Genomic DNA, 8,310 nt, shown 5'->3' on the forward strand with positions numbered 1-8,310 from the left:
CTAGAAAAAACTCTGCTCTACGATTACGGTATCGCCAGGCTGCACAGGATGAGTGAGCTCAACGTCTTCAATTACTTCATTTGTCGTACCCGAACGAATGCTGATGTCGCCACGGTCTGCACGGTCAGTAAAACCACCAGCAATTGCAATCGCCTGCTCTACTGTTAATCTTGGTTGGAACTCATAACCGTTGGGTGACGTCACCTCACCAAATATATAAAAAAGACGGAAAGATTCCATGTTGATAGTAACCATCGGGTTCAACAGATAATCACCTCGTAAACGTTCTTCTATTTCAGTTTCAATGGCACTTGGTGTACGACCAGCGATGACCACTTCACCTATATATGGAAAGTTAACCATACCCGACTTACTGACCTTAAACTTCATAGACATGTCAGGTTCACCGTAAACGATGATTTCGATTCTGTCGCCGGTACCCAATAAGTAATCATCCAAATTTTCTTGCACTTGAGGATTCACTTGTTGTGAAGATGCCTGCTGTTCATTTTCTGCACCTGAGCCCTGCAGCACAGTTTCCTCAGCCATTGAAGACAAAGACATAACCAAAGTAAGAAGAAATACCAACCATTTACGCATCTATATTTGCACCTTTAACTGCAACTCAACATACGATTGGTCATAGCCTAATCGTCTGATAATCGAATACTGTTCAAATTCACCGATGTTTAGTACATCTATATCTTCATTTGAGCTGAACTTTTTCCACTGGTAGTTCATTTCGAAACGAATCGACGGTCTGAAATCATAACCAATCGCGAACTTCGCCGTTTTGGTCTTGTCGTATCGATTGTTGTCTTCAACACGATAATCTTCCGTCTCATATTCATAGCTTATGGTGGTAGAAAAACGATCTACCCACCAAAAATGTTGCCAAGAAATACCGTAAATACCATCTAGGATATAACCACCTTCTTGCCTTGGGTCTTTAACACGTTGAGATGTGTGCAGAGACCAAATATCTTGCTTTAGTGGCTTCCACTCCAACGCGATATTCCAGTTGGCGCCCGTGAAACTTTCAGAGCGGTCATTTTCGGGAAACGCTTTGTACAAAGCGGCAATATCCGCTTCTATGGTCGTTTTACCGCTTCTAACACTTTTAATGCCAAACAACAGATAATATTCGTTACTGTCCTTGCGCTTGTTGGCATGATAGTGGCGACGATTGGTAATCAAACTGTAGCGAAATCGACTGTCGTCACTGTATTGGTCAAATAACTCAATCAGAGCTGTGGTTTCTTCCCACTCTTGTTCCAAAACATATTGATAAAAATCATTATCTGCGCCTTGAATATGGTCTTTGTCATCATAACTAAAAGACTTAGTCTGTAGCATGACATCCAGTTTTCCACGCCCTTTTGGCGCACCGTAGCTATAGCGAAGACTGGTATTAAATTGTGAATAGTCCAGACCAGAGTCACCAAAGCCATATTGTTCCATCTGAGACTCATCGAATCCTTCAGTTAAACCAAGCCCTCTTTTCTCTTCTCCATAACCCTGTTGGATATTCCACTTTAGCCCGTGTCTTAGCCCGTAGCGCCAGTATCCATCGAACATCATGAAGTGGCTGTCAGAGTCATCTTCATGGGAATCTTGATAACGGTTGTAGTCGCCCTTATACATTAGGAGATACTGGTCTTCTCCTCTTTGTCCGATAGCTTTCAACTCAGGCGAAACAGTCAAATAGTTAGACTCTATTTTGTCTTCATCATCGACTTGAAACGTGACGTTGTCATCAACGCCATAAGCAGTACCAACCCGACTCTGAAAATCGATACCTGCTATTCCAATATGCGATTTGGGTTTCAAATCTGCATAAACAGAAGCGCTAATCAATAACGTGCCAACACACAGTAATAAGCTAGTATGCCGTTTCACTCACAAAGCCTTTGAAAATGGTCAAAAAGATAATTTTAATATCAAGCCACAACGTCCAGTTCTGCATGTATTGGATGTCGTATTGAATGCGTTTTTCCATCTTATCGACAGTTTCTGTTTCACCACGATAGCCGTTTATCTGCGCCCAACCAGTAATACCAGGCTTAATTTTGTGTCGAATCATGTAGTTATCGACTATTTTTCTGTACTCTTCGTTGTGGGCAACAGCATGTGGCCTCGGACCAACAATCGACATAGATCCTTGAAGCACATTAATGAACTGAGGCAACTCGTCTAATGACGTTTTGCGAATAAAGGCACCGAACTTAGTGACCCTAGGGTCGTTTTTGGTCGCCTGTGTAACAACATCGCTGTTTTCCATCACTTTCATGGAGCGGAACTTCCACACTTTGATTTTCTTACCACCCAAACCATAGCGATCTTGTTTAAAGAGCACAGGGCCTGGCGAACTCATTTTTACGCCTATGGCAACAGCCAGAAGAACGGGAGAGATCATCAGTGTAATCATTGAACCGATAATAATGTCTTCGATACGCTTGATCGCAGCACCCACACCATCAAAGGGTGAACCAAAGACACTAAAAGTCTGCACACCATTGACAGACTTCACTTTCGAAATGCTGATGTTGTAGGTATACAAATCAGGAACAAGATAGGTATCTACGGTACTGTCAGACAGTTGCTCTAAATAGTGACGAATGCGGTCTTTTGCCACCATAGGTAAAGCCACATACACTTCATCAATCTCGCCTATGCGAGCTTTTTCCAACAGTACATCAACTTTGCCCTTGTAAGGGATTTTGGTCAGATAACCGAATCGCTGCTCACCTCGGTCATCATAATAAGCGAGGTCAATATCATTGAGATGGTAGTCATTGAGCAACGAGCGTGAAATGGCAATACCAGCCGGGGTCATACCTATGATCGCTATACGCTGCTTCTGGTTCATTTTCTGACGGAAGGTTCTTACCGTGACGATAGGCAAAACCCTAGCTGCCACTAGTACGGCAAATACAAATACATACCAAAAAGCAAAGACCGTTGGGTTTAGGTTTGTGATGGTCACACCATCCACATTCTTGAAGAAGTACTTCACTACTTCCATGGCTAAAACCGAAATGATTAACGTTGCAAGCAATTGAAAAAACGAAGCTCTAATTCGACGCAAAGTTCGATAGCTGTAGAGTTTGCAGTACTCACCGACGAGCAGAAAGATAACTGAAAAAATGAATGCGGCCAGTATGTCTATTGCCGTTTCATGATCACCAAGCGATTCAATAACGCTTGTTAGCATGAGGTTAATAAGAAGGAAATCAACCATCTTTAACAGCGTCGCATAACCGTCATCTGCCAACTTCAATACTTTTCTTGGTGTCATACTCCAACCGCCTTTACCGTCACAAATTTATTGCCCTATGTTTGACACAACGATGGCGCCATCTCATTGTTTTAAAGTAAATTAATAACTTCTACATCAACTGTAAGTAATTCTAGAAGAAGAATGGTTAAACGTGACTAAATTACTGTTTTTATTGCTTGTGTTTATCCAATGAGACAACTTATAACCATCATTTATTCGTTTAGAGACTTCAATGTAACAGTTACAAAAGTCAATTTGCCATGAGTTGCATATAAATATAGATATATTTCGCTGAGCATTCAATCGTTTGCAGAGATTATCCCTATTTAAGCCCCACATTGCCACGCCGACGCTGGTAGGATTTTTCTTATATTTGAAACAAATGTGCGATAAAAGAATGATGATTCATTTTTGAGACAAAAAAGGAGCTCGATGAGCTCCTATTCAGATTTGATTGTTTGTTGAGGATTTACACGACTTTGCTTTTGCAATGCTCTATAGCGTCATGCAGTAGCTCTAATGCCGATTTATCGCATTCAGGTAAAGCAGCGTCACTTGTGTTGACAGGAGTAACACGTTGACCCCATCGGATATGACCTGCACCCCAAGTCAGTCCCGCACCAAATGCTGCAACAAGAATATTGTCGTTTGGATTTACCTTTCCTTGTTCTAGCGCTTCACAAAGTGCAATTGGAACCGTCGCCGCAGAAGTATTGCCGTATTTGTGAATATTGACGAAGGCTTTCTCTTGGCTGATACCAGACACATCACACAAGGTTTGGATGATTCGAATATTTGCCTGGTGAGGGATCACAACATCAACATCGTCATTGGATAATCCACTTCTTTGTAGTACTTGCTGAGAAGCTGCACCCATACCACGCACTGCGCGTTTAAAGATGTCTTTACCGATGAAGTTAAAATCCCAGTGACCATTGTCAGCGGCGAAACGATCCATAGCGGTACCAAACTTAGGCACAGCTAAGATGTCACGACCTTCAGCATCACAGCCGATTTGCGCATCTTGTAAACCGAGAGGCTCTTCAGTGCGGCTTAAGATCGCTGCACCAGCACCATCGCCAAATAAAACCGCAGTATCACGCTTGGTCCAATCTAGGTAGAAAGAAAGGCGTTCAGCACCAATCACCAAAGCATGCTTGTAGTTACCCGCTTGAATTAAACGAGTCGCGGTTTCTAACCCATAAAGGAAGCCAGTACAAGCTGCATTCATATCAAACGCAGCCGCGCCTTTGTTATCCAAATTCAGTTGAACTTTCGAGGCAATATTTGGAATCAAGGTATCTGGAGAACAGGTGGCGACAATAATCAAATCGAGATCACTGGATTCTAATCCCGCACAAGCCAAAGCTTGCTTAGCGGCAACAGTGGCTAAGTCAGATGTATTAACGTGGCTAATACGACGATTCTCGATACCAGTACGGGTACGAATCCACTCATCATTGGTGTCTAAAAAAGTACTCAGATCTTCGTTTGTCAGGGTTGCTGGAGGCAAACATTTACCCCAACCTGTAATTTCAGCGTAAAACTTGGTCATACTCGTTCCAAATCTATTATTGTTATGCCAATACCAGCGTTGAATTAACCTGTGGCTATGATTAATTCTGTACCGATATTGTCTATTGTATTTATATCAATTGCCCCAACATTAGGCATAAGGGCGGATTATACGCTCATTTACCCTATAGCGCTATTTGCCATAAAGAACGGTAAAGACCATAAATACAAATCACGATTTGAGAGGAAAACTATGTCTACCTTCAATACACGCTGCCCTTCTTGCCATGGATTAAACCGTGTTCCCAATGAGCGAGTATCAGAGAGTCCTAAATGCGGAAAATGCCAAACTCCATTACTAGATGGTTCTCCGATAGAAGGAACCGACGCTAACTTTGAGGCTATCTTGCAAAGCTCTCAGCCAGTTGTGGTCGATTTTTGGGCACCTTGGTGTAACCCATGTGTTGGTTTCGCGCCTGTTTTTTTAGATGTAGCAAATGAAAGAAATGGTTCGGTTCGCTTCGTAAAAATAGACACCGAAAGCCAGCAAAACCTCGCTGCTAAGTTCCAAATTCGTAGCATTCCAACCATTATGGTGTTCAAGCACGGACAAAGAGTTGATGTTATTAATGGCGCTCTTCCTAAGTCTCAGTTTAATCAATGGTTGAACCAAGCTTTAACAAAATAAGCCATGTAAAATATTTCTAGTTAAGTTGGCTATTATCAGGATAAAATGCCGACTTAACTTACTATTTTGTAGATTAGTCATTTAATAAAATTTGTTAATCGTAAAGATTATAAATTTTAGTTTTACCTTTCCTCTCATAAGTCCCATATTCGCCGCAAATTTTCTCTTTCCCCCTATAAACTTTGAGGCGACGTCGTTGGACAGCTTGTTGGTATCAACTTCTTCTCAACGCATTTCTGTTCCAGTAATTGCGTTAACTTTCTATGCAGTGGCATCGGGCTACTTAATGAGTCTGATCCCCCTTATGTTGCCTCATTATCAGTTGGAAACCAGCTTAGCGAGTTGGCTCGCGAGTGTGTTTTACGCAGGATTGTTAATCGGTGCAATGATCGTCGATCCTGTTGTAAACCGCCTTGGTCACAAAAATGCTTTCATTGCATTTTTGATGATTCTGCTGATCTCTATTGTCACCTTACCTTTAATCGCGAATTCAACCGTATGGTTGATTTCACGTTTTATCGCTGGCATTACAGTAGCAGGTATATTCGTTGTCGTTGAATCGTGGTTACTGCATGGGGATGAATCAGGTCGAGCAAAGCGACTTGGCATTTATATGGCTGCGTTATATGGTGGATCCGCAATAGGCCAGCTAGGCATTAGCTACATAGGCATTAATGGTACACTTCCATTTTTAGCCATTTCAGCGTTATTACTAATTGCATCTGTTGTGTTGATTTTTGGTAAGTCAACACAACCAGCCTCACAACAAGCGGCTAGTCTATCCTTGCGTCAAATGACCAAATTAAATCATGCCGCTATTATGGGATGCATCGTATCAGGTCTAACCCTAGGAGCTATTTATGGTTTGATGCCTGTAGAGCTGGAAAAGAGAGGTTTAGATCATTCCAACATGGGTGCGCTGCTCGCTCTAGTTATTTTGGGTGGAATGGCTATTCAACCAAGCGTCCCTTGGCTTTCGAAATATTTAGGTCGAACTCTATTGATGGCATTATTCTGTTTGATCGGTTCTGGTGCTGTTATGCTGCCATTCCTCGAATCTGGCTTAACAGTGCTTGCGACCAGCTTGTTTGTATTGGGCATGGCGACATTTGCACTTTACCCAATCGCTATCAATTTGGGATGCGATAAGCTCGATGCCAGCTACATTGTTTCTGCAACTCAAGTGATGCTATTCAGCTATAGCGTAGGTTCTGTGATTGGTCCTGTCATTGCTGACTGGTTCTTACAAAATGGTCAAGGTTTGTTGGGCTATCTATTCGTGGTTCAAATGGCGACTTGTCTATACATGCTACTGGCAAGTATTAAAACCAAGCGCCAATGGGTTGCGGGTGAATAATCCGTTTACACTGAATACACCTGCTACGCTCAGAAATTGAGTTTACTGATTATTAGACGCTTTAAGTCGTTGATGGCGATTTGAAGCGTCTTTTTCTATTTTGACGGGCGGTTCTTTTCTCTCATGTAACAAATGTCGAACCGCAAGAATAGGATGTGGTAATAGCATTCTTGGGCCAGAATATCGCATCACTAATCTCATATTTTCTTTTGGTTCTGGCTTATAACAGTGGATTGGACATCGATTGCAAGTCGGTTTATTTTGGCCGTAAGGGCATCGGTCTAAACGTAATTCCGCGTAATCGAGCAGTACCTGGCACGTTTCACACAATCCATTCTTTCTGTTGTGATGGTTTTGACAATAGATGTCCACCATCGCAGCTACAGTCTTATATTCTGTTTGTAATGAACCGATTAAAATTGAACTGGTTTTTGTCATCATCAAACCCTGCTGAATAGTGGCTAGGTTAATTTCTTACATGCTATTGAGCTTAGTGTCTAAAACCATTAAGCTCCCCACCCTCATGTTCCTCAGATGTGAAAATCATGAACCGCAAAAAGAAGATTAACCAAATTTTAAAAAAGAAGATTAAGCAACAAAATGCGAAGCTGAATAAAAGCAACAAGCCTCGCTACGTATCTAAAGCAGAGCGCGCTAAAATGGAAGCAGAAGAAGCTTCACAAGCTATTGAACAAAGTGAGACTCAATCACCAGAGTAGTAACTCGTCATCAATAGCAATGTATCTGTCGGCGGCTTCTACTAGACTGTTCGCTGTTAAACCGGGTACACCATAAACTTCTACTTGCTTGCCGAACCTTTGTTGAATGCGTTTGGCGAGCAAGTCAAAATCACCATCACCAGAAACCAGTACAACCACATCTACTTCTTCAGCCAGCTCAATGGCATCAAGCGTAATACCCACATCCCAATCGCCTTTCGCACTGCCATCACGACGTTGAATAAACGGCTTTAGCATCACTTCAAAACCAATACCACGCAGTATATGGTGAAACTGACGTTGGCCGTTGTCTTTGCTGGCGATGGCGTAGGCATTAGCTTTCACTACCGTGCGACCGTGAGTCACTTTTTGCCAAAACTGATTGTAGTTAAAGTTAAGTTGATAACGCTCTTTGCAGGTGTAGTAGACATTCTGCACATCTACGAGAATGGCGATTTTTTCCATATTGATATTGGTACCTTTATAGAATGTACTTTTTGATCGCGAAATGAGGGCCAAATGGTGGCCTAGAAACAAACGAAACCATACCACAGGCTAAAGCTGAAAGTTACACGATTATCGTTTATTGAGAATCTGTCACGACATTGCGAAGACGTTTATCCAAATGATTAAGGGAAGAAAAGTCTTAAGAGATAGTGGAGAGATAACTAGGAGAAAATGGAGGCGCGTACCGGAATCGAACCGATGTACACGGATTTGCAATCCGGTGCATAACCACTCTGCTAACGCG

The 8,310-nt window shown here is 42.1% G+C and carries 9 protein-coding genes; 3 read left to right on the forward strand and 6 right to left on the reverse strand.

Translation table 11 applies throughout. The annotated features are described in order from the left end of the window. The 4 genes from ACRQQK_RS10590 to ACRQQK_RS10605 form a co-directional block, all read right to left on the reverse strand. The gene (locus tag ACRQQK_RS10590; protein ID WP_457511344.1) at positions 1 to 600 is read right to left on the reverse strand and encodes a polysaccharide biosynthesis/export family protein; all 600 of its coding nucleotides are present in this window, start codon (positions 598 to 600) and stop codon (positions 1 to 3) included. Beyond that, positions 601 to 1,899, reverse strand: coding sequence for a capsular biosynthesis protein (locus tag ACRQQK_RS10595; protein WP_457511345.1), 1,299 nt, complete (start codon positions 1,897 to 1,899; stop codon positions 601 to 603). Beyond that, positions 1,883 to 3,298, reverse strand: coding sequence for an undecaprenyl-phosphate glucose phosphotransferase (locus ACRQQK_RS10600; RefSeq protein WP_457511346.1), 1,416 nt, complete (start codon positions 3,296 to 3,298; stop codon positions 1,883 to 1,885). The genes ACRQQK_RS10595 and ACRQQK_RS10600 overlap by 17 nt, the downstream gene beginning before the upstream one ends. A gap of 451 nt (positions 3,299 to 3,749) precedes the next feature. Then, a complete protein-coding gene (locus ACRQQK_RS10605; RefSeq protein ID WP_457511347.1) occupies positions 3,750 to 4,835 on the reverse strand; it encodes a beta-ketoacyl-ACP synthase 3 in 1,086 nt (361 codons plus the stop codon). Positions 4,836 to 5,048: 213 nt separating this feature from the next. Between ACRQQK_RS10605 and trxC the strand changes: the two genes are divergently transcribed. Together trxC and ACRQQK_RS10615 are read left to right on the forward strand one after the other, a co-directional pair. After that, on the forward strand, positions 5,049 to 5,483 hold the full coding sequence (gene trxC, locus ACRQQK_RS10610; RefSeq protein WP_457511348.1) for a thioredoxin TrxC: 435 nt from the start codon (positions 5,049 to 5,051) through the stop codon (positions 5,481 to 5,483). Positions 5,484 to 5,679: 196 nt separating this feature from the next. Beyond that, the gene (locus ACRQQK_RS10615; protein ID WP_457511349.1) at positions 5,680 to 6,840 is read left to right on the forward strand and encodes an MFS transporter; all 1,161 of its coding nucleotides are present in this window, start codon (positions 5,680 to 5,682) and stop codon (positions 6,838 to 6,840) included. Positions 6,841 to 6,882: 42 nt separating this feature from the next. Here ACRQQK_RS10615 and ACRQQK_RS10620 read toward each other — a convergent pair whose 3' ends face one another. Continuing rightward, positions 6,883 to 7,278: a nitrous oxide-stimulated promoter family protein gene (locus tag ACRQQK_RS10620; RefSeq protein ID WP_457511352.1), complete on the reverse strand. Its 396-nt coding sequence runs from the start codon at positions 7,276 to 7,278 to the stop codon at positions 6,883 to 6,885. 107 nt (positions 7,279 to 7,385) lie between these two features. Here ACRQQK_RS10620 and ACRQQK_RS10625 point away from each other — a divergent pair, with 107 nt between their 5' ends. Continuing rightward, entirely contained in the window at positions 7,386 to 7,559 is a 174-nt protein-coding gene (locus ACRQQK_RS10625) for a DUF2986 domain-containing protein (RefSeq protein ID WP_081878729.1), read from the forward strand. Here the strand turns inward: ACRQQK_RS10625 and ACRQQK_RS10630 are convergent. Beyond that, on the reverse strand, positions 7,548 to 8,024 hold the full coding sequence (locus tag ACRQQK_RS10630) for a LabA-like NYN domain-containing protein (RefSeq protein ID WP_457511350.1): 477 nt from the start codon (positions 8,022 to 8,024) through the stop codon (positions 7,548 to 7,550). The genes ACRQQK_RS10625 and ACRQQK_RS10630 overlap by 12 nt on opposite strands. Positions 8,025 to 8,310: the final 286 nt, after the last annotated feature.

The organism is Vibrio sp. C8 (genome assembly GCF_054051265.1).